This is a genomic window from Hymenobacter rubripertinctus (genome assembly GCF_003583925.1).
In the GTDB taxonomy this organism is placed as follows: domain Bacteria; phylum Bacteroidota; class Bacteroidia; order Cytophagales; family Hymenobacteraceae; genus Hymenobacter; species Hymenobacter rubripertinctus.
This window is the reverse complement of record NZ_QYCN01000026.1, coordinates 38,585-57,535: the sequence shown is the minus strand read 5'-3', so window position 1 is coordinate 57,535 and position 18,951 is coordinate 38,585. Positions and strand designations below refer to the sequence as shown.

Sequence of the window (18,951 nt, the reverse complement as noted above, 5' to 3'; positions counted from 1 at the left end):
TGGCGGCCCAGCGGATGAGGTTTGGGCGTGTGCACGGGCAGCAGGGGCGAGAGGCGCGCCCAGAGCGTATCGGAAATCGTGAATTCTTGCGTCGTGGCCATGCCGCGAAAGTACCACTTCTTTAACTCCTATTCGGATAGACTCTAAGTGCGAAGCGCTAGATAATCAGCATGGCGTCGCCGTAGCTGAAGAACTTGTACTTCTCCTTGATGGCGAGCTTGTAGGCCTCAATCAGCAACTCGTGGCCGGCGAAAGCCGAGGCCATCATCATCAGTGTGCTCTCCGGCGTATGGAAGTTGGTGAGCAGGGCGTTGGCGATTTTGAAGTCGTAGGGCGGGAAAATGAACCGGTCAGTCCAGCCTTCGTTGCCCTTCAGGCGCACGTGGGCCGAAACCGACGACTCCATGGCCCGCATGGAAGTGGTGCCGATGGCGCACACGCGCTTCTTGGCGTCGAGGGCCTTGTTGACCATCGTGGCCGTTTCGGCGGGCACCATGAAGTTCTCGGAATCCATCTTGTGCTTGGTCAGGTCCTCCACGTCGACGGTGCGAAAGGTGCCCAGGCCCACGTGCAGCGTCACCGACGCCACATCGATGCCTTTGATTTCGAGGCGCTTCATCACCTCTTTGGTGAAGTGCAGACCCGCCGACGGCGCGGCCACGGCCCCAATGTTCTTGGCGTAAATGGTCTGGTAGCGCTCCTTATCGGCCGCTTCGGTGTCGCGGGAAATGAAGTCCTTCGGGATGGGCGTTTCGCCCAGGTTGTAGAGGGCCTTGTAGAAGTCCTCATCGGGGCCGTCGTAGAGAAACTTGATGGTGCGGCCGCGCGAAGTGGTGTTGTCAATCACCTCGGCTACCATGTCCGACTCGCCGAAGTAGAGCTTGTTGCCCACCCGGATTTTGCGGGCCGGGTCTACCAGCACGTCCCAGAGGTGAATCTCCTTGTTCAGCTCGCGGAGCAGAAACACTTCAATCTGGGCCCCGGTCTTCTCCTTGTTGCCAAACAGGCGGGCCGGGAACACCTTCGTGTCGTTGACCACAAACACGTCGCCCTCATCGAAATACTCCAGAATGTCCTTGAACATACGGTGTTCGATCTTGCCGCTGTCGCGGTGCAGCACCATGAGCCGCGACTCGTCGCGGTTTTTGGCGGGATGCTGTGCCAGCAGATTTTCAGGCAATTCAAATTTGAACTCAGAAAGCTTCATGGGCCAGACAGGGCAATAGGAGGGGAACCTAGGAAAAAAATCGAACCGCGAAATTACGCAGCTTTGGGGGATTAATCGTTATTTTTCGCCCGAAATCTGCTTATTGCCCCTCTTACGCCCTCCGCTCAACCCCGGTTCCTATGAAAGCCCTGCGCCTGACCCTGGAGAGCTTCCGCTTCGCGTGGCAAGCCCTCAAATCCAATCTGCTGCGCACCATTCTATCGTTGTTGGGCGTTACGGTGGGCATTTTTGCCATTATCGCCGTGTTCACGGTGGTCGATTCGCTGGAGAAAAATATCCGCGACAGTATGAATTTCGTGGGCGACAAGGTGATTTACGTGGATAAGTGGCCCTGGGTGTTCGAGTCGAATTTTCCGTGGTGGAAATTTTTCAACCGGCCCGTGCCCACCGTGCGCGAGTACCGGCAGCTGCAAAAGCAGCTTGGACCCAACAGCCAGGGTATTGCCATTTTCGCCAACAACCAGGGCAACACCCTCAAAGCCGGCTCCAACAGCGTGAGCGACGCCATGCTCCAGGGCGTGAGCTACGATTTCCGCAAAATCTCCGATGTGCCGGTAGTGACCGGCCGCTACTTCACCCCCCAGGAAACGGACGGAGCCCGGGGCGTGGCCATCATCGGGGCCGATATTGCCAAAAACCTGTTTCCCAATGGCTCGGCCCTCGGCCAACAGTTCAAGGCCCGGGGGATGCGCTTCGTGGTGATTGGGGTGATGGAAAAGGCCGGTAAGAGCGTGCTCGGTATCAGCGGCAACGACAACAACTGCATCATCCCGTTCGGGGCCTTCAGCAAGATTTTCGCCATGAGCCAGGGCTCCGGCGGCGGGGTGGGGGCCACCATCGGCATCAAAGGCCGCGCCGACGACCCCGGCCTGCTCGATCTGGAATATGAAATCAAGGGGCTGATGCGCAATATCCGGGGCCTCAAACCCCGAGAAGACGACAGTTTTGCCCTCAACCGGCCCGAAATGCTGGCGAATGCCATTTCCGGCCTGTTCTCTATTCTGGGCGTAGCAGGCGGCGTTATCGGCTCGTTTGCCATGCTGGTGGGGGGCTTCGGCATTGCCAACATCATGTTCGTGTCGGTGAAGGAGCGCACCAACATCATCGGAATTCAGAAGTCGCTGGGAGCCAAAAACTACTTCATCCTGTTCCAGTTTCTGTTCGAGGCCGTGTTCTTGTGCCTGCTGGGCGGAGCCGCCGGTATTCTGCTGGTGTACCTGATTACGCTGGTGCCCCAGGACGCGCTGCCCCTGTTCCTGTCGGCCGGCAATATCACCCTGGGCCTCACCGTATCGGTGGTGATTGGGGTGCTGGCGGGCATCATTCCGGCCGTGCTGGCCGCCAACCTCGACCCCGTTATTGCCATCCGGGCGAAATAAGGGAGCCGGCAGGCGGGTAAGGGCCTGCGCCCGGCCCAGGATGACAATTTTTATTGAGTGCCCCCGGAGTGGTCGTGTGTTAACAAATTGTTATCTTGCGAGTCGCTACCTGGGGTCGCCTCTCTTCCGTGAGGCGGCTTTCTTTTTGCTATTTTCTTACCATGTACCCCGGTGCGGACTGTTCCCACCCTGGCGCGCCTGCCTTAGGCCGTCGGGCCGGTCCGCGCCCGTTTTTCACCCGCAGCTCCTATGTCGAAGCTCAAAAAAAACAGTAGAACCAAAGCCTCGGATGAGGCTTTGAACGCCGGTAGCGGCCAGACCATCATGCAGCCCAACGTCAATGATAACAAGGTGAAAACCATCAGCGACATCCGGGAGCAAACCCACGGCGAGCGGACCGTGCAGCTCGACGACGAGCAGCGCATCCGCCAGGCTTTTGTGGACAAGGACTGGAACGAAATCAAGATTGCCGACTCCTGGCAGATCTTTAAGGTGATGGCCGAGTTCGTGGAGGGCTTCGAGAAGATGTCCAAAATCGGTCCCTGCGTATCCATCTTCGGCTCGGCCCGCACCAAGCCCGATAACCCGTACTACCAGATGGCCGAGGAAATTGCGGCCAAGCTGGTGCGCCACGGCTACGGCGTTATCACGGGCGGCGGCCCCGGCATTATGGAGGCCGGCAACAAGGGCGCCCACTCCGAGGGCGGCAAGTCGGTGGGCCTCAACATTGAGCTGCCCTTCGAGCAGTTCAACAACATCTACATCGACCCCGACAAAATCATCAACTTCGACTACTTCTTCGTCCGCAAGGTGATGTTCGTTAAATACGCCCAGGGCTTCATCGGCATGCCCGGCGGCTTTGGCACCCTCGACGAGCTGTTCGAGGCCATTACCCTGATTCAGACCAAGAAAATCGGCCGCTTCCCCATCGTGCTGGTGGGCAGCAAGTACTGGCAGGGCATGTTCGACTGGATTCAGCAGGTGATGCTGGAGGACGAGCACAACATCTCGCCCGAGGACATGGACCTGGTGCAGCTGGTCGACACGTCGGAGGACGCGGTGAAGATCATCGACGACTTCTACAACAAGTACCTGCTCTCGCCCAACTTCTAAGCCCTGATTAGGGCTGAATACGCGTGATTTCGCTGATTTTTTGACTGGCCGTAGGGTGAAGCAGGTCTTCGTTCCGGCATTTTAGTAAGTCAGGCAAGAAAAGCCGCTGCTTCGGGAGCGGCTTTTTTGTTTGTAGTTTGGTCGGGTTTTCCGGCCCGAATTCCCGCTTATCGCCCATGCCCCGCCCGCCTGCTCCGTCTGCCCCGCCCGAAGAGTCCGCCCTGATCCGCGACTACGATTACCTGATTGTGGGCGGGGGAGCGGCGGGCCTGAGTCTGGCCTATCATATCAGCCAGGAGCCCCGCCTGGCCGGCAAGCGGGTGGTGCTGGTTGAGCCGGAAGAAAGCCCGCGCAACGACCGTACCTGGCGCTTCTGGTCCGATGAGCCTAGCCCGTATGAGGCCATTATTGCGCACCAATGGAACCACATGATGTTCCGCACTCCCCAGCTAACGCGGCGTATTGCTTTGGGCCAATACCGCTACCGAATGCTGCGGAGCCTGGACTTTTACCAGCTCGTGTACCGGACCCTGGACGAGCGGCCCACACAGTTTGTGCGCCTCGTGGGCCGGGTAACCGGCTTACAGGAAGTATTGTCAGGCTCTCAGGCCCGCGTGTTGGCAACGCTGGCCGACGGTACCCAGCTCCAAGCCCGGTATGCCTTCGATAGCCGGCTCCCCAAACTGGCTCCCGATCCCCGGCGGCATCTATACTTACAGCAACATTTCGTGGGATGGGAGATCGAAACGGACGAGGACACCTTCGACGTGTCGACTATGCAGTTCATGGATTTCGACATCGAGCAGCACCAGCAGGTGCGGTTCGTGTATTCGCTGCCCTTCAGCCCGCGCCGGGCCTTGGTCGAGTTCACCGTGTTTTCGCCCGAGTTGCTGGCTCCCGCCGAGTACGATGAGGCCTTGCGGCAGTACCTGACCCAGCACCTGTCGGGCCAGCGCTACCGCATAACGGGGCGCGAAAGTGGCTCCATCCCCATGACCAGCCACCCGCTGCCCGCGCGCGTGAGTGCCCGCATCCTGAACCTGGGCACCCGCGCCGGCCGGGCCAAACCGAGCACTGGCTACACCTTCGCCCGCATTCAGCGCCACTCTGCCCACCTCGTGGCGGCCCTGGCTGCTTCGGGCCACCCGCCCGCCAACCCCACTACCGATCAGTGGCAGTTTCCTTTGTTCGATACGCTGCTGCTGGACATCATGCAGCGGCGCGGCGAATCGGTGCGCGACATCTTCCAGCAACTGTTCACTCGTAACCCGGTTGAGCGCATTTTTCGCTTTCTGGATGAGCGCACTACGCCCCTGGAAAACCTCCAGATCATGAATTCCGTCACGCCCTGGCCCTTTCTGCGCTCCATCTGGCATTTGGTGCGCCGCCGCCCGGGGCAGCGCGGTGAATGACTGAGGCTCTTCGCACTCATTCACTCATTCTCCGGGTGAGCCAAACTTTCCTCACTTTCCAGAAAAGCGCGTTCGGTAGCGACCAGGGCGGCTGAAAGTACCTGCAACGTGGGTTCGGGGCGGGAGAGGTTGAGCAGGTAGCCGGGCAGCTCGGCCAGGTTGTCGAGGTCGTGGGTGATGCAGAGCACGGTTTTGTGTTCCTGCTGCACCCAGCGCAGCAGCAGCTGAAACACCCGGCGACGGTAGTACACGTCGAGCTGCTGGGTGGGCTCATCGAGCAGGTAGAGGGCCGCATCCTGAAGGCTGAGCTGGGCCAGCCACACCAGCTGCTGCTCGCCGCCCGAGAGCAGCGTAAAATCCTGGTGGGCGAGGTGGCTGGCCCCCACCTGGGCCAGGGCCGCATCGGCCCGGGCGTAATCGTGGGCGGAATAGGCCCCCAGGAAGCGGTGGTGGCGGAAGCGGCCCATGACCACCAGCTCGCGCACGGGCAGCGAGAACTCCACGCTGGCCCGCTGGGGCAAATGCGCCAGCAAGCCGCTGGCCGCCGGCCGCCGCACGGTGCGCAAATCCTGGCCCATGACCCGGGCAGTGCCTTCGTAGGGCAACTGGCCGGTGAGGGCACGCAACAGGGTGGTTTTGCCGCAGCCGTTGTGGCCTACCACGGCCACAAAGGCCGCCCCGGGCACCGTAAAACACAAATTGCGGAGCAGGACTCGTCGTCCATACCCCGCAATCAGGTTGTTTATCTGTAGTGCTTCGTGCATAGTGGTTAGTGCTTCAAATAAATGTTATCAGCGGGGTAGCAAAGCCAGTTCACTCTCCCCTAAGCACTAACAACGAAGCACTATCAACTAAACGCTAGTACTCGTCCTCGTTGAACATGAAGTCCTCCTTGGTCGGGTAGTCGGGCCATACCTCCTCGATATTCTCGTAGGGCTGACCGTCGTCCTCCAGCGCCTGGAGGTTTTCTACCACCTCCATCGGGGCTCCCGAGCGGATGGAGTAATCAATGAGTTCATCCTTGGTGGCAGGCCAGGGAGCATCTTCCAGGTATGAAGCAAGTTCCAGAGTCCAGTACATAGTCGTGTGTGCTACTAAAAAGAGTGGTCAAAAGTTGAAGCGCCGTCAGCAAAAATCCGGCCGATGATGAGGGCATGACACCATTACCGTTCCGGGGTTGCATCCTGCTGACGACAACGTAAGATACGGCGCAGGGTTGAGCCCGTCTACTGCGGCGGCTGGTACATGGCAATCAGGTCGTTCTTGGTGCGGATCTTCCGGTCGAATGCCCGAATCTTGCTCTGCAACATGCTCCGGAAGGCATCATTGGCCGCCGACTCACTAAGCTTGTTCAGGTTGGCGGTCAGCACGCCGCGCTCCTGCTCGTCGTACTTGATGAATTCGCGCAGGGCCTGAATCCGGAGCGTGGCCTGGTCGGCCCCGGCCTCGCTGACTTCGGCTCCGGGCTGCCGTTTGCGCATGTAGTGCTCCAGGGCACTCATTTCAAACACTTTGTCGCAGGCCAGGATAAACTGCTCCCACACCCGGTCCGACTCCTCGCCCCGCACGGGACCCACCTGTTTCCAGGCCGCCTGCAACTCCTTGGCCCGGGTTACGGCTTCCGACATGGGGCGCGTGAGCAGGGCCTGGGCCTCCGCTACCAGCGCCCGCTTGCGGCTCAGGTTATCCTCGCCGCTGCCGGAGCCGGGCGTATGTTGCTCCTGGCGCTTCTTGGTTTCGATGTGCACTTTCAGGCGCTCAAAAAAGTGGTTGTGCGCCGCCCGGAAGCGGGTCCAGAGGTCGTTGGCCTGCTTGCGGGGCAGGGTGCCTTCGATGTCCTTCCAGGCCTGCTGCAACTGCTTGAGCTTGCGGGTGGTGTCCTCGAATTCGGTGGAGTTCTGCAAGCCCTCCGACTTATGAATCAGGTCCTTGTACTGGTCGTACACCCGGTTGGTCATGGCCTTCTTCTCGGCCAGGAATTCCTTTTTGCGGGCGAAAAATTCGTCGGTAGCGGCCTGAAAACGCGCCTCCAGCTCCTCAATAAGGTGCTTGTCGACGGGGCCGGTCTTGATCCAGCCCTGGCGCAGATCCTTGAGCTTCTCGGTGCCTTCCTGCCAGTCGTAGGTGTCGCGCAGGGCCTCGGCTTCCTGAATAAGGCCGAGCTTGGTGGCCAGATTCTTCTCGCGGTTGCGGCCAATGGTGACGCTGATGGCCTCTTCGGCTGCGGTGAGACGCTGGTGCAGGCCGGCGAAGTCACCAAGCGCGTCGTATTTGCCCACCTGCTCGCGCAGGTGCAGGGCTTTCATCAGAAAAGAACCCTTGTTCTCAGACTCCTCAATTTTTTGGAGCAGATCCTCCACTTTGGCGCGGAAGAGGGAAAACCGCTGGCTGAAGTAGATGAGGGAGGCGTCAGCGGAGTCTTTTACCTGGCCCACCTGGCGGGCGGGAAGGTCGAGCAGGGGGCGAAGCCACACCTGGTCGCCCTCGATGTAGCCATAACGGCGGGCTTCGGCCAGCAAGTGGTCTTGTGGGTCCATAATCAGATAGTGGGAGCGAATAGGTGGAAAGGAGGGGTTCAGACCGGAAAGATGTACAAGTTTACGGGTTGTACGCTAATTATGACGCTTTCCCGGCCCGTGCGATGTTGGCAGCCCGTACCTACCTTTGGCCGGCGAACTGCCGCCGCCAGGCGGCGGGGCCGGTTACCGGTGGGCAGCGATGCTGCTGCCAGAAGCTACGAACGGGCCGCCCACGTGGTTCTGGTGGCCCCGGGGGCGGCCCGGATGACTATGCAAAATAGAAATCAACGCGGAACTCGCAAGTGCCCGACCCCGGCCGGGCTGCCCTCAACCACTGATTCTACCTAATCTGTTTTCCAGTTCCCCTTCCCATGAGCGACCAACCCACCATTATTTTCTCGATGGCCGGGGTCACGAAAGTGTACCCGCCCCAGAAACAGGTTCTCAAAAACATCTACCTCTCGTTCTTTTATGGGGCCAAAATCGGCGTGCTCGGCCTCAACGGCTCGGGTAAGTCGAGCCTGCTCAAGATTATTGCCGGCCTCGACAAGCAGATTCAGGGCGACGTGGTATGGTCGCCGGGTTACTCGGTGGGCTACCTGGAGCAGGAACCCCAGCTCGACGCCGCCAAAACCGTGCGCCAGGTGATTGAGGAAGGCGTGGCCGAAACGGTGGCCCTGCTCAAGGAGTTCGAGGAAATCAACGAAGCCTTCGGGGGCGAAGACCCCGACTTCGACAAGCTGCTCGAGCGCCAGGGCACCGTGCAGGAGCGCCTCGACCAGCTCGACGCCTGGAACCTCGACAACAAGCTGGAGCGCGCCATGGATGCCCTGCGCACGCCCCCCGAGGAGGCCATCATCGGCACCCTCTCGGGCGGCGAGAAGCGCCGGGTGGCCCTGTGCCGCCTGCTGCTCCAGGAGCCCGATGTGCTGCTGCTCGACGAACCCACCAACCACCTCGACGCTGAATCGGTGCTCTGGCTGGAGCAGCACTTGCAGCAGTACAAGGGCACTGTGATTGCCGTGACCCACGACCGCTACTTCCTCGACAACGTGGCCGGCTGGATTCTGGAGCTCGACCGGGGCGAAGGTATTCCGTGGAAGGGCAACTACTCTTCGTGGCTGGAGCAGAAAACCAACCGCCTCTCGCAGGAAGAGAAAACCGAGAGCAAGCGCCAGAAAACCCTGCAACGGGAGCTGGACTGGGTGCGCATGGCCCCCAAGGCTCGCCAGGCCAAGAGCAAGGCCCGCCTCGCCGGCTACGACAAAATGATTAATGAGGACTCGAAAGAGAAGGAGCAGAAGCTCGAGCTCTTCATCCCCGACGGCCCCCGCCTGGGCGCCCAGGTGATTGAGGCCGAGGGCCTGACCAAGTCGTTCGGCGACAAGCTGCTGTTCGAGAACCTGAGTTTCTCGCTGCCCCAGGGCGGCATTGTGGGCATTATCGGGCCGAACGGCGCCGGTAAAACCACCCTGTTCCGCCTCATCACCGACCAGGTGCAGCCCGATGCCGGCACGTTCGTGGTGGGCCCCACCGTGCAAACGGCCTACGTGGACCAGCAGCACGACACGCTGGAGCCCAACAAATCGGTGTTCGAGACCATATCGGGCGGCACCGAAACGATGCTGCTGGCCGGCCGGGCGGTGAACTCGCGGGCTTTCGTGAGCAACTTCAACTTTAGGGGCGGCGACCAGGAGAAGAAAGTCGGCTCCCTCTCGGGCGGGGAGCGCAACCGGGTACACCTGGCCACCACGCTCAAGCAGGGCGCCAACCTGCTGCTGCTCGACGAACCGACCAACGACCTCGACGTGAATGCCATCCGGGCCCTGGAAGACGCGCTGGAGAACTTCGCCGGCTGCGCCGTCATCATCAGCCACGACCGCTGGTTCCTCGACCGCCTGGCCACCCACATTCTGGCCTTCGAGGGCGACTCGCAGGTGGTCTGGTTCGAGGGCAACTTCTCCGACTACGAGGAGGCCAAGAAAAAGCGCCTCGGCGACGTGGAGCCCAAGCGCGTGCGCTACCGGAGTTTGGGGTAGGGGTTCGTTTTTCGTTGCTTGTTTTTCGTTATTCGGGCCTGTCGGGTGCACTTAGGTGTCATTCGGCAGGCCCGAATAACGAAAAACAAGCAACGAAAAACGAAACCATGACCTTTGCCGAATACGACCAGCTCGATGGCCTCGCCCAGGCCGACCGCTTGCGCCGGGGCCAGCTCACGGCCGCCGAACTGTGCGCCGCCGCCGTGGCCCGCGCCGAAGCCGTGAACCCGCGCCTCAACGCCGTGGTGCGGCCGCTCTACGAGGCGGCTGCGGTGCGGGCTGCGGCGGGGTTGCCGGCGGGGCCATTCGGGGGCGTGCCGTTTCTGCTCAAGGATTTCGGGGCCGCCTACGCGGGCGTACCGCACAGCTCCGGCAGCCGGGCGCTGCAAGGCTTCGTGCCGGCCCAGGATGCCGAGCTGGTGCGGCGCTGGCAGGCGGCGGGCCTCAACATCCTGGGCAAAACCAACACCCCCGAGTTTGCCCTGATGGGCGTGACCGAACCAGCGCTGTTTGGGGCCACGCGTAACCCCTGGAACCTGGACCACACGCCCGGCGGCTCCAGCGGCGGGGCGGCGGCGGCCGTGGCGGCGGGCATCGTGCCGGTGGCCGGGGCCGGCGACGGGGGCGGGTCCATCCGCATTCCGGCCGCCTGCTGCGGGCTGTTCGGCTTCAAGCCCAGCCGGGGCCGCAACCCCACCGGCCCCGAGCAGGGCGAAAAGTGGCAGGGCGCGGCCGTGGAGCACGTGCTCAGCCGCTCGGTGCGCGACAGCGCGGCTTTGCTCGATGCCACCGCCGGACCCGACCCCGGCGCGCCTTACTTCCTGCCCGGTCCGGCGCGTCCGTATCTGGAAGAAGTGAGTCGCCCGCCCGGCCGCCTGCGCATCGGCTTCAGCCTGGAGCACCCGCTGAGTGGCAAAACTCTGCACCCGGAGTGCGCCACGGCCGTGCGCGACGCGGCCCACCTGCTCGAAAGCCTAGGCCACGAGGTGGAGGAAGTGCCGCTGCCCTTCGACGGGCCGGCCGTGGCGCGGGCGTTTCTGATGCTGTACTTCGGCGAAACCGGGGCCAATATCGCGGCGCTGGCCCAGCACCTGGGCCGCCCCGCCCGCCCCGCCGACGTGGAGCCCACTACCTGGCTGCTGGGCCTGCTGGGTCGCACCTACTCGGCGGCCGACTTCGCCGCCGCCCGCCACTCCTGGAACGACTGCGCCCGCCGCCTCGGCCACTTCCACCACACCTACGACCTGCTGCTGACGCCCACCCTGGCCGTGCCGCCGGTGCGCATCGGGGAGCTGCAACCCAAACCCACCGAGCAGCTACTACTCAAGCTGGTAAATACCTTCGGGCTGGGTGGACTCCTGCGCCGCTCGGGCCTGGTAGAGCAGCTGGCCGAGCAGAGCCTCGAAAAAACGCCCTACACCCAGTTCGTCAACCTCACGGGCCAGCCCGCCATGTCGGTGCCCCTGCACTGGACCGCCGCCGGCCTGCCCTGCGGCGTGCAGTTTGTAGCGCCGCTGGGGGCCGAGGACGTGCTGCTGCGCGTAGCCGGCCAGCTGGAACAGGCCCGGCCGTGGTTTGGGCGGCGGCCGGCTTTATGAGCTTTTAGCTGACAGCTATTGGCAATTAGCTTTCATCGTGGATGAAGAGCCGTGCTATATCACTCGCGCAGTGGGTTATGAAAACGGCGTAGGGTGCGGGGCTTGTCCCCGCCCGCCATTGAAAAGTAACGCTTGGTTACGCTCAGTGGGGCAGGGTGCGGGCACAAGCCCCGCACCCTGCCCCGCGGTTAATCGTCAATAGGCTCAAAAGTCTTTGTAAAGAAAATGGCGTTTTCTTTACAAAGGCCTGGGTGAAATTGCCCTTCCTCAACCGTTTCCTCACCGATGAATACGCCCTGGCAACCTACCGCATTACCCCCATCAGAGGATTTGGAGACGCGGGCTGTGCTAAGGAAACTGCCGGCGGCCCGGAGTGCGCTGGCGGGGGCTCAACTACGGGGGCGGGACTGCTGCCCACGGTACCCCGCATGCGGCCACCGGCACCGCCACGTACTGTTTGGGGTCATAAAACAAGTATCCTTCCAAGCCCCGCAAAGAAGCTGTTCGCTTGATTCTGATGCTGTGTATAGGCCAGAAATAAAATAACGGGTGCTATACACGCTAAGTATAGAACTCATTTTTTAATCCCAGTACTATACCTGACGTGTATAGCGTCCGTTATTTTATTCCTGGCCCATCCATTCGGTTCGAGTATGCTCCAGCCCGCCTATTCCACTCATTTAGCGGCCGAAGTACGGCGCTTCTTCAGCCTGAGCCCGGCCGAACTGGGCCGCTACCTGGGCGTACCCGCCATGCAGGTAGCCCACGTAGAAGCCGGCCGGCGCGGCCTTACCACCCGCGCCGAAAGCCGCTTGCTCACCTTGGCCCAACTGCTGCCGCTGCCCCACGGGGCGGGTGCGCCGCTGGAGTTGCCCGTGAGGCCCGCCGAAGCACTGCCGGGCGACGGTGAGGCCGCCACCGGGCCGCTGACCGCCCGCCTGCGCCGCTGCGACTACCTGGCGGCTCGCGCCCGTTTCGAGCTGGAAAACCAGCAGCAGCGGACTGCCGCCGCCGCCCGGCGCCGGGCGGCCCTGGTGCGCCTGCGGGCCGATTTGCTGGCTGCTACCCCCGCCGCGCCCCCCGATCCGGCCTTTGACCCGGCCCACGCCGCCCGCTGGCTCGCCCGCCTGACCGCCGATACGGCCGCCGCGCCCGCTCCACCCACTGCCGCCGAGCTAACGCTGCTGGCCGTGCGCCTCGCCGCCCTGGAATTTGAGGCCGACCAGCTTCGGGAGGCGCTGGGCGGGTAGGGGGAATTGGCGGGCAGGTAAAAAGAGAACGTCATTCCGAGCATGTGGCGCATCAAGCCAGTGTGCGGAGCCACAGCCAAGGAATCCCGCGTGCTGACGTTGAGTTACCATTGCAACGGCAGCACGCGGGATTCCTCGGCAGCCTGGCTCGGAATGACGGTCTTCATGTCGAAGCTGTTTAGAAAGTCCGCTTTATTGGTCAGCGGTCATCCTGCGCGGGCGAAGGACCTTATTACGCGGGCGTATTCCGACGTATTTCCGAGTTGCGCGGACTTGACAAGGTCCTTCGCCCGCGCAGGATGACCGCCTTTTTGACTTGCTCACTAGCTTCATCAGCTAGTGAGCATACTAAAACCGGACGGGTAAGCGTTAAGCGCCTATCAATTCACTTAACCCCTTACCCTTATGAATTACTCCGTTGCTTTATTGACCACCCCCGCCGAGTGCGACGCCGCCCTCGCCCTGGCCCAGGACCGCCAGCGCGTACTCCGGCAGCGCGAGCTGGTAACCGGCTACCAGCGCGAGAACAAGGAGCTGAGCGCCACCGAAGTCAGTGCCGAAATGGCCAGCCTCGCCGCCGAAATCGACTACCTCACGCCCCTGATCCCCACGCTGCCCGTAAGCGTCATCCGGACCAAGCGCGAAGACACCCTGCGCCGCCTCACCGACCGCCGCGACGAGCTGGTGAGCCGCCAGGGCTCCGTAGGGCCGGTAGCGCTGCTCACCCGCGAGCTGGAACAAGGCGAAACCACCGCCCGCCTCGCCGAAATCGACGACTTCGTGGCCGCCGTCACGGCCCGCAAGGCGGTGTTGTAGTCGGTTTTCAGAAGCAATGCCCGTAACAACGGCCCGCTCCGGAGTATTCCGAGGCGGGCCGTTCTGGAGTTGGGGGAGGAGCATCTGACTGCGCTTCTTGTGAGGCCGAACATGAGTTGTCAGGCGGGCCGTTACCGGGTTGCAAAACGTTGGCCGTTCTGAATAGAGTATTTGATGCTGGATAATGCAAACACCTGCCCTCTCTGCTGACCTTGAGGATAGGTTTTGCCTAATCCAAATTCCAGCCAAAGCTTCTCAACCAGACGGGCTTCAACTCCGAACGCGTAGCTGTTCCACGTAGTGCTAAGCGTTTGGCCCGCAGTATTTGCTCCGTCTTTCGCCTCCTGCGAGTAAGAGAGGAAACGCTTCGAAAACTCGCCGGAAACCCGGAAGTATTGGCTGCCAATCAGCCAGCGTGCCCCTACCCAAAGTTGGGTACGGAGTGAGTCGGTTTGCGCCATTGGTTTGCGCTCAGCAAACCGAGGCTGATCATGATAATTATTGTAGCGCAACGTTGTAACCAGTAAGGCATGGTGGGCCAACGCATAGCCTAGCGGGGTTTTGCCTTTGCTACCAGTGCCCTTGCTATCAATGCCCGGCCGTAAAGCCATGCGGGCGAAAAAGCCGGTTGAATTCGCGGAAAGACTCGACCACTCCTGGGCTGTGCTGGCCCATATGGAGCCAACGCCTACCTGGATGATAGTGGCGTTCCAGGTCTGTCTATCGAACTCCTCATTTGCTTTCTTCACGGCGCTCGTGGTCTGAGTAACCAACGCGGTGTTTAGAGCGCGGTAAGAGCCATACATAAGCTGGCCTTGTAGGGCCAGTAAGCGGGCTCCAGTCATAATATCGGCAACAGCCAGCTTTGGCAGCAATCCATCGGTAGAACTTGGGTGGGCAGTTTGTAAAGAATCCAGGGTTTTTTGAAGTTGTGCCAATAGCTTTTTCTGACTTTCCTCAACTTCTGTCGCTGTTGGTATTTGCGCATTATCGCTTGGCGTTTCCCCCAGCGTCGCAATTCGAGTATTCAACGTTTTGTATATCGCATTAGTAGCGGATGCCTTGTCTGCTAGTGACTGCCGAATACCGTTCTTCGCTAACAATGAATCCGCGTAGGCTGATGCGCGCAGTGACGAAGCCCTTGTTAGCTGGCTCAAATCATGGCCTGCCTGTATAGCATCCAGTTCCCGGCTAAGTTTGCCGACGAACTTACTGACCCGCAATCGGTCGGTGCCGTCGTAAAGCGTTAGCGCCAGCCCGCCCGCTACCTTGGTGCCGGCTGAGTCGCTAACGGTGGCACCTGAAAGGGTCCAGTTGCGCAGCAGGGCATTGCCGAAATTCTGGTATTGCTTTAAGGATTCAGTGCCGGTCAAGGCTCTCGCATTGGGAAAAAACAGCACGGGGGCTACTTCCAGGGCCAAGCCGGAACTGACTTTGGGAAAGGATTTCGCGGGCTGAACAAGGCTGGCACTTAGTGCTTTTACGGTGCTGGGCTTGGATACTTTACTGGCATCCACCCCCAGCAGGGTAGCCGCCGTAAGATCAGCCGGCGCAAAGTCACCATACAGCTCATTGAGGGCTTGCTTATCGTTGGTTTGGGCTACGGCGGCAAACGGCTCACTCCATCCCAGAAAGAGCAGCGTGGTCAAGAGAAGTGTCGCGTTTCTCATTAGAGTACGAATTTGAGTCCTTCACTTAGATTACGCGGATTCGGTTTCGCTTCAGCGGTGGTACTAGGGTCGAACTCTACCTTCTTTTTGAAAACGTAGACATCCGTTTCCTGCCCTCCGGGTGCTACCTGGTAGATCCGCACCACTGCATCATAGGTGTGAGGGTTCTTGTCCAGATTGTTGATCAGTAAATTCCAGGCAGCAGTAGAACCAATTAGCGCCCCGGGCGCTGCTAACGGACGCTGGGCGGGGCCGTCCTGAATAGGTGGAATATCCTTGGTTACGTTGCGGGTCGCCGTCAGATCCATGTTGAAAACCCAATGGCATGGTCTCGGATCCTTATCAGTGGTGGCAGGTGTCACTCTGACTTCCAGCCATACCTCACCTTTGGCGAGATCGAGCACAATATTTTTCATTGGTTGGAGGCTTGCGGCAGTGAGAAGAGTATAAAATATTCTTTAGGAGAATCTGGCGAGGCATTTAGAGTGCACTTGAGGTAGCCATTTTACGGCCACGCTACCCCCAGCTTCTTTGCTGTGAGCGGCCCCACTACACCATCGGACACTAGCCGGTTGCGGGCCTGAAACGCCGCCACCGCCGCCACCGTGTGTGGTCCGTATTCCTCATCGAGCACTCCGGGGCTGAAGCCGGCGGCCTTCAATGCGTGCTGCACTTTACCCACCAGGGCACTTTTGATGTTGGGTTGTTCGAGCGTGAGCAGGAAGGGTAGCGGCTTGGAAGGTGTTACCACGCCCGTGTTCTGGTACGCGACGCCTGGAATCTGCACGCAATAGTGCCAGAGGCGGCCCTCCACCTTATCCCGCCGCACGTGAAGGCCCCGGCCGGCGGCCTCCACCGTGCCGCCTTTCCCGTCGGTCAAGGCTACATGGCCCATCTGCCCAGGTAGGGGCGGTTTGCGCAGTAGTACAATGCCGGCCATGGCGTTGGCCAGCGCTTGGGTGGTAGCAATAAGCAGCCCGGCCGCCGCATCGCGCACCCAGTAGCCGGAATAGGCATCAACCAGGGAGGGTTTGCCGTGATTGAGGTCGCAGCCGTAGAGTACGTGGGTTTGCTGGTATACTACCCAGGAAGCAAACTCCGCGCAATCCCAGGGACCGTGCCAGTGGGCGTTGTCTTTGGGCACGAGCACGTTTTCGTACTTCTCGCGGAGGCGTGTTTCGGCCAGGTGCAGAAGGTCGGTTCCGGTAGGCATGAGCTAGAAGGGAAGGAGGTGGATGAAGAACCGAGGCATCAGGCCAGTGGCGCGGCGTTTAAGAGCGGAGGCTCCGTAACCCGGCATCCTGACGGCAAACTTGTTCCTCGGCCTTACTCAGGCCCGGATTCAGCAAGCCATCCTCGTGCAGCGCCAGCCACAGTTTGGCTCGTACCAGCCGGATCGTTTTTTTTCGCAGCCAGGGCTCAATGGGCCAGGAATAAGCCAGTCGGAACAGTGGGTTGTCGGGCAGGTCCTGCTTCAGCAGGCGGGTAAGCCAGCCAATGTGCCGTGCCAGACTTGGTTCAATTTCCTGGCGCAGTTTTGCCTCGGGCATTCGGGCGGCCTGCCAGTTCGGGATGGCTATTTCTTCATTGAGTTTAGCCCCTATCAGCGGAATAATAGGTAGGTGCAGCTTCGCGTCTGGCCCTGTTTCGCCGGGGCGGAGGCGAGCCAGTTCTTTGCGCTTGTCGGTGGGCCAGTTGGCGAACAGCCAGTTGTTATCGGCCGTGTCGGGCAGCATAAACCACTCCCGCAGAAAGTGCTGGCAGTTGCGCTGGCCCAGCCAGAAATCGTGCTCCCGGAAAGGCTCGTGTAAAAAGCCCCCGAAAGCGTACACCGAACCACTGGCCAGACTGGGGAACACCGGGGCGGCGTTACCGGCCGTGCGGCGAACCGGAGCGACGGAAAAGCGGGAGTATTCTCCCAGGTTAAGAGCCTGTAACAAATCGCTCGTGCGGTAGCGGGCCTGGTTACGGAACACGGTGAAGAGCTTGGACAGTATTTCGTGCAGGCCACCTTCCAGCGGCTGGTAGTCTTGGGTGGCAGGAGAGTCCGGAAACGGATCAATCATCAGGAGCCCGTAGGAGCCCTTACGGGGTCTGTTTTTCCCACCAGGGTTGAGGGTAACGCGGACAAGCTCCAGGGGCTCATTATTCGTTACACCGCCGTCCACGAACAGAAAAGGGGCCGGATAGGCGTAGGGCGGTTGCGGCGGCTGACGTAACTGCTGCGGCTGTTTGCCCGCTGGCTGCGGCAGGCCGGCATACACAAACTGCACGCGGCGGTTCCGGGGCCTTTTCCCGAGGCGTTCTTCATAATATTCCTTGTCGAACCGGAGTTCCCGGTGCCGGAGTGCCACCGGGAAAGAGCCGGTAGCCAGCGCGGCTCTTCCCAGTTCCTGCCACGTCGCACGTTCAGCCTCAGAAAGCTGGGCTTTCGGCTCGGCGCGCAGAATCCGGAGTGATGGTAGGGAAGGGGTATTTTGTACATCAGGTACCGCAGCACCTGGTTTGAGTAATCGGTATTGAATCTGGTCGGCGTGGTCGGTGAACCGCTGGAGGGCCCCATTATGTTGCTTCACCTCGTATACCAGGCCGTTGAGGTTGGTCAGGGTGAGGTAGAAGTTCAGGTCATTACCGAGCCAGCCCGGCCACTGGGGCTGGTCGGGTAACTCCATCGCTTCTTGAGCAACCCGGTCCAGCTGGTCACAGTTAAGCAGGCTCGGCAAATCTGCCAGCGACGTGGGAGGAGCAGGATCTGTGTGCGGCCGCAATAGATGACGCACATCAATATCCTTTACCCAGGCCCGGTAAAACTGGCTGGTATCACCGCCTTTCAGCGCTGACACCGCCGTCAGGGCCGCACACATGCCGCCCGCCGAGGCCCCGGCCATCGTTTTGAGCTTCACCTGATGCGGCGGCTGGGGCATATCGGGCCAGCCATCCTGCTGCCGCTGGTCCTGGTCGTACCAGGCATTCAGGGCCTGGAACAGGAACGTGACCACCCCGGCGGTGTAGGCCCCCGCCGAAACAGCTCCGGCCATTACCAGCCCGATATCAAACGTTGGCTCAGCCAACGTTTCGGGAGTAGGCGGGCTCACGGGCGTAGTGGCACCTGCCGTAGCCGCAGTTGGGGCACTTTCTACCATGATAGTGGCCGGCCGTACTGGTTGGCTTTCAAAAGACATCTGCACCGGAGGGGGAGGAGGTGTAGTCATGGCAGGAAGACAGTGAATGGAAGATGATGAACACGGACTGTCGTGGCCAGTCGACGCGCCTACAGTGTCTAGTTGTTGTGGGTGCGCCGGTCCAGAATCAGCGGCATCCATTCCTGGGTCAGCACATAGCTCATAATGCACCCCCACACGAAGAAATAGGCCAGACTGAAGCTGATTGCCACGCCCCGCTCAACACCTTGCTGAGTAGGATCGAAGGGAATAGCCAGGCCTGCCCCTAGGTCAGTGGAAACCCGCAGGATAGTGTGAAGTATACTGTGGTATTGAGTCAGACCGGCCCCTAATAATAGCTTCAGGAGCCAATCGGCTATCTCAACCAAGTTGGAGGTGGAAGTCATAATGGTGGCCCGTTGGGCCACGGGTTCGGCAGTATTGGCTGCGGCAGTAACTCCTATTACCGCAGGAGGCGCTACCCTGGGCACGCCAAACAGGAATCCGAGAAAAGCACCACCCGCGAAAGCTGCGCCGGCGGCCAGAAATAAGAGTGAAATAGCTTTGATGGCTAGTTGCCAACTGTGATACACGCTATTGGCCGGGGAGTAGGCTGTGCACCCAAGAGACAGCAGGCAGAGCAAGCCAAAGGTTATTGGGCTGCCAAAAAACCACATCTCGTAGGAAGAAAGCTTAAAGGCCTGATTATCATCAACGTTTTTCATGATGAGAGGCAGTAGGCGTAATTGCTCTAACCAACTGGTCG

16 protein-coding genes are annotated in these 18,951 nt (G+C 60.6%); 7 read left to right on the top strand and 9 right to left on the bottom strand.

Going from position 1 to position 18,951, the window contains the following annotated elements:
• Nucleotides 1-157: 157 nt before the first annotated feature.
• Nucleotides 158-1,207 carry a tRNA preQ1(34) S-adenosylmethionine ribosyltransferase-isomerase QueA gene (queA, locus tag D0T11_RS15785; protein ID WP_119656770.1) on the bottom strand — a complete coding sequence of 350 codons (1,050 nt, stop codon included), beginning with the start codon at nucleotides 1,205-1,207 and terminating at the stop codon, nucleotides 158-160.
• 140 nt (nucleotides 1,208-1,347) lie between these two features.
• On the opposite strand from queA, the gene D0T11_RS15780 reads away from it, so the two are divergent.
• From D0T11_RS15780 to D0T11_RS15770, 3 genes are all read left to right on the top strand, one after another.
• Entirely contained in the window at nucleotides 1,348-2,607 is a 1,260-nt protein-coding gene (locus D0T11_RS15780; protein WP_119656769.1) for an ABC transporter permease, read from the top strand.
• Nucleotides 2,608-2,856: 249 nt separating this feature from the next.
• A complete protein-coding gene (locus D0T11_RS15775; RefSeq protein WP_119656768.1) occupies nucleotides 2,857-3,720 on the top strand; it encodes an LOG family protein in 864 nt (287 codons plus the stop codon).
• A gap of 176 nt (nucleotides 3,721-3,896) precedes the next feature.
• Nucleotides 3,897-5,132 (top strand): FAD-dependent oxidoreductase, encoded by a 1,236-nt coding sequence (locus D0T11_RS15770; RefSeq protein WP_119656767.1) that lies wholly within the window; start codon nucleotides 3,897-3,899, stop codon nucleotides 5,130-5,132.
• A gap of 20 nt (nucleotides 5,133-5,152) precedes the next feature.
• Here D0T11_RS15770 and D0T11_RS15765 read toward each other — a convergent pair whose 3' ends face one another.
• The 3 genes from D0T11_RS15765 to D0T11_RS15755 all read right to left on the bottom strand — a co-directional run bounded on the left by D0T11_RS15765 (nucleotide 5,153) and on the right by D0T11_RS15755 (nucleotide 7,669).
• Nucleotides 5,153-5,896 (bottom strand): ABC transporter ATP-binding protein, encoded by a 744-nt coding sequence (locus D0T11_RS15765; protein WP_245990923.1) that lies wholly within the window; start codon nucleotides 5,894-5,896, stop codon nucleotides 5,153-5,155.
• 94 nt (nucleotides 5,897-5,990) lie between these two features.
• Nucleotides 5,991-6,212 carry a DUF2795 domain-containing protein gene (locus D0T11_RS15760; RefSeq protein WP_019948259.1) on the bottom strand — a complete coding sequence of 74 codons (222 nt, stop codon included), beginning with the start codon at nucleotides 6,210-6,212 and terminating at the stop codon, nucleotides 5,991-5,993.
• 146 nt (nucleotides 6,213-6,358) lie between these two features.
• A complete protein-coding gene (locus D0T11_RS15755; protein WP_119656765.1) occupies nucleotides 6,359-7,669 on the bottom strand; it encodes a DUF349 domain-containing protein in 1,311 nt (436 codons plus the stop codon).
• A gap of 353 nt (nucleotides 7,670-8,022) precedes the next feature.
• On the opposite strand from D0T11_RS15755, the gene ettA reads away from it, so the two are divergent.
• From ettA to D0T11_RS15735, 4 genes are all read left to right on the top strand, one after another.
• A complete protein-coding gene (gene ettA / locus D0T11_RS15750) occupies nucleotides 8,023-9,690 on the top strand; it encodes an energy-dependent translational throttle protein EttA (protein WP_119656764.1) in 1,668 nt (555 codons plus the stop codon).
• A gap of 107 nt (nucleotides 9,691-9,797) precedes the next feature.
• Entirely contained in the window at nucleotides 9,798-11,288 is a 1,491-nt protein-coding gene (locus D0T11_RS15745; protein ID WP_119656763.1) for an amidase, read from the top strand.
• A 653-nt stretch (nucleotides 11,289-11,941) separates the two neighbouring features.
• Complete coding sequence (locus tag D0T11_RS15740; RefSeq protein WP_119656762.1) at nucleotides 11,942-12,538, top strand: hypothetical protein; 597 nt, start codon at nucleotides 11,942-11,944, stop codon at nucleotides 12,536-12,538.
• A gap of 405 nt (nucleotides 12,539-12,943) precedes the next feature.
• Nucleotides 12,944-13,354: a hypothetical protein gene (locus D0T11_RS15735; protein WP_147374687.1), complete on the top strand. Its 411-nt coding sequence runs from the start codon at nucleotides 12,944-12,946 to the stop codon at nucleotides 13,352-13,354.
• Nucleotides 13,355-13,485: 131 nt separating this feature from the next.
• On the opposite strand, the gene D0T11_RS15730 is transcribed toward D0T11_RS15735, so the two are convergent.
• The 5 genes from D0T11_RS15730 to D0T11_RS15710 all read right to left on the bottom strand — a co-directional run bounded on the left by D0T11_RS15730 (nucleotide 13,486) and on the right by D0T11_RS15710 (nucleotide 18,910).
• Complete coding sequence (locus D0T11_RS15730; RefSeq protein WP_147374686.1) at nucleotides 13,486-15,003, bottom strand: hypothetical protein; 1,518 nt, start codon at nucleotides 15,001-15,003, stop codon at nucleotides 13,486-13,488.
• Nucleotides 15,004-15,023: 20 nt separating this feature from the next.
• Nucleotides 15,024-15,440 carry a hypothetical protein gene (locus D0T11_RS15725; protein ID WP_119656759.1) on the bottom strand — a complete coding sequence of 139 codons (417 nt, stop codon included), beginning with the start codon at nucleotides 15,438-15,440 and terminating at the stop codon, nucleotides 15,024-15,026.
• An 89-nt stretch (nucleotides 15,441-15,529) separates the two neighbouring features.
• A complete protein-coding gene (locus D0T11_RS15720) occupies nucleotides 15,530-16,237 on the bottom strand; it encodes a peptidoglycan-binding domain-containing protein (RefSeq protein ID WP_119656758.1) in 708 nt (235 codons plus the stop codon).
• Nucleotides 16,238-16,295: 58 nt separating this feature from the next.
• Nucleotides 16,296-18,206, bottom strand: a complete 1,911-nt coding sequence (locus tag D0T11_RS15715; RefSeq protein ID WP_182888445.1) for a patatin-like phospholipase family protein — start codon at nucleotides 18,204-18,206, stop codon at nucleotides 16,296-16,298.
• Between the two features lie 98 nt (nucleotides 18,207-18,304).
• The gene (locus D0T11_RS15710) at nucleotides 18,305-18,910 is read right to left on the bottom strand and encodes a hypothetical protein (RefSeq protein ID WP_119656756.1); all 606 of its coding nucleotides are present in this window, start codon (nucleotides 18,908-18,910) and stop codon (nucleotides 18,305-18,307) included.
• Between the last annotated feature and the right edge of the window lie 41 nt (nucleotides 18,911-18,951).

What these genes read in the sequence shown, in the direction of transcription:
- queA (WP_119656770.1), bottom strand. Translation starts at nt 1,207, where the DNA reads ATGAAGCTTTCTGAGTTCAAATTTGAATTGCCTGAAAATCTGCTGGCA.
- D0T11_RS15780 (WP_119656769.1), top strand. Translation starts at nt 1,348, where the DNA reads ATGAAAGCCCTGCGCCTGACCCTGGAGAGCTTCCGCTTCGCGTGGCAA.
- D0T11_RS15775 (WP_119656768.1), top strand. Translation starts at nt 2,857, where the DNA reads ATGTCGAAGCTCAAAAAAAACAGTAGAACCAAAGCCTCGGATGAGGCT.
- D0T11_RS15770 (WP_119656767.1), top strand. Translation starts at nt 3,897, where the DNA reads ATGCCCCGCCCGCCTGCTCCGTCTGCCCCGCCCGAAGAGTCCGCCCTG.
- D0T11_RS15765 (WP_245990923.1), bottom strand. Translation starts at nt 5,896, where the DNA reads ATGCACGAAGCACTACAGATAAACAACCTGATTGCGGGGTATGGACGA.
- D0T11_RS15760 (WP_019948259.1), bottom strand. Translation starts at nt 6,212, where the DNA reads ATGTACTGGACTCTGGAACTTGCTTCATACCTGGAAGATGCTCCCTGG.
- D0T11_RS15755 (WP_119656765.1), bottom strand. Translation starts at nt 7,669, where the DNA reads ATGGACCCACAAGACCACTTGCTGGCCGAAGCCCGCCGTTATGGCTAC.
- ettA (WP_119656764.1), top strand. Translation starts at nt 8,023, where the DNA reads ATGAGCGACCAACCCACCATTATTTTCTCGATGGCCGGGGTCACGAAA.
- D0T11_RS15745 (WP_119656763.1), top strand. Translation starts at nt 9,798, where the DNA reads ATGACCTTTGCCGAATACGACCAGCTCGATGGCCTCGCCCAGGCCGAC.
- D0T11_RS15740 (WP_119656762.1), top strand. Translation starts at nt 11,942, where the DNA reads ATGCTCCAGCCCGCCTATTCCACTCATTTAGCGGCCGAAGTACGGCGC.
- D0T11_RS15735 (WP_147374687.1), top strand. Translation starts at nt 12,944, where the DNA reads ATGAATTACTCCGTTGCTTTATTGACCACCCCCGCCGAGTGCGACGCC.
- D0T11_RS15725 (WP_119656759.1), bottom strand. Translation starts at nt 15,440, where the DNA reads ATGAAAAATATTGTGCTCGATCTCGCCAAAGGTGAGGTATGGCTGGAA.
- D0T11_RS15720 (WP_119656758.1), bottom strand. Translation starts at nt 16,237, where the DNA reads ATGCCTACCGGAACCGACCTTCTGCACCTGGCCGAAACACGCCTCCGC.
- D0T11_RS15715 (WP_182888445.1), bottom strand. Translation starts at nt 18,206, where the DNA reads ATGTCTTTTGAAAGCCAACCAGTACGGCCGGCCACTATCATGGTAGAA.
- D0T11_RS15710 (WP_119656756.1), bottom strand. Translation starts at nt 18,910, where the DNA reads ATGAAAAACGTTGATGATAATCAGGCCTTTAAGCTTTCTTCCTACGAG.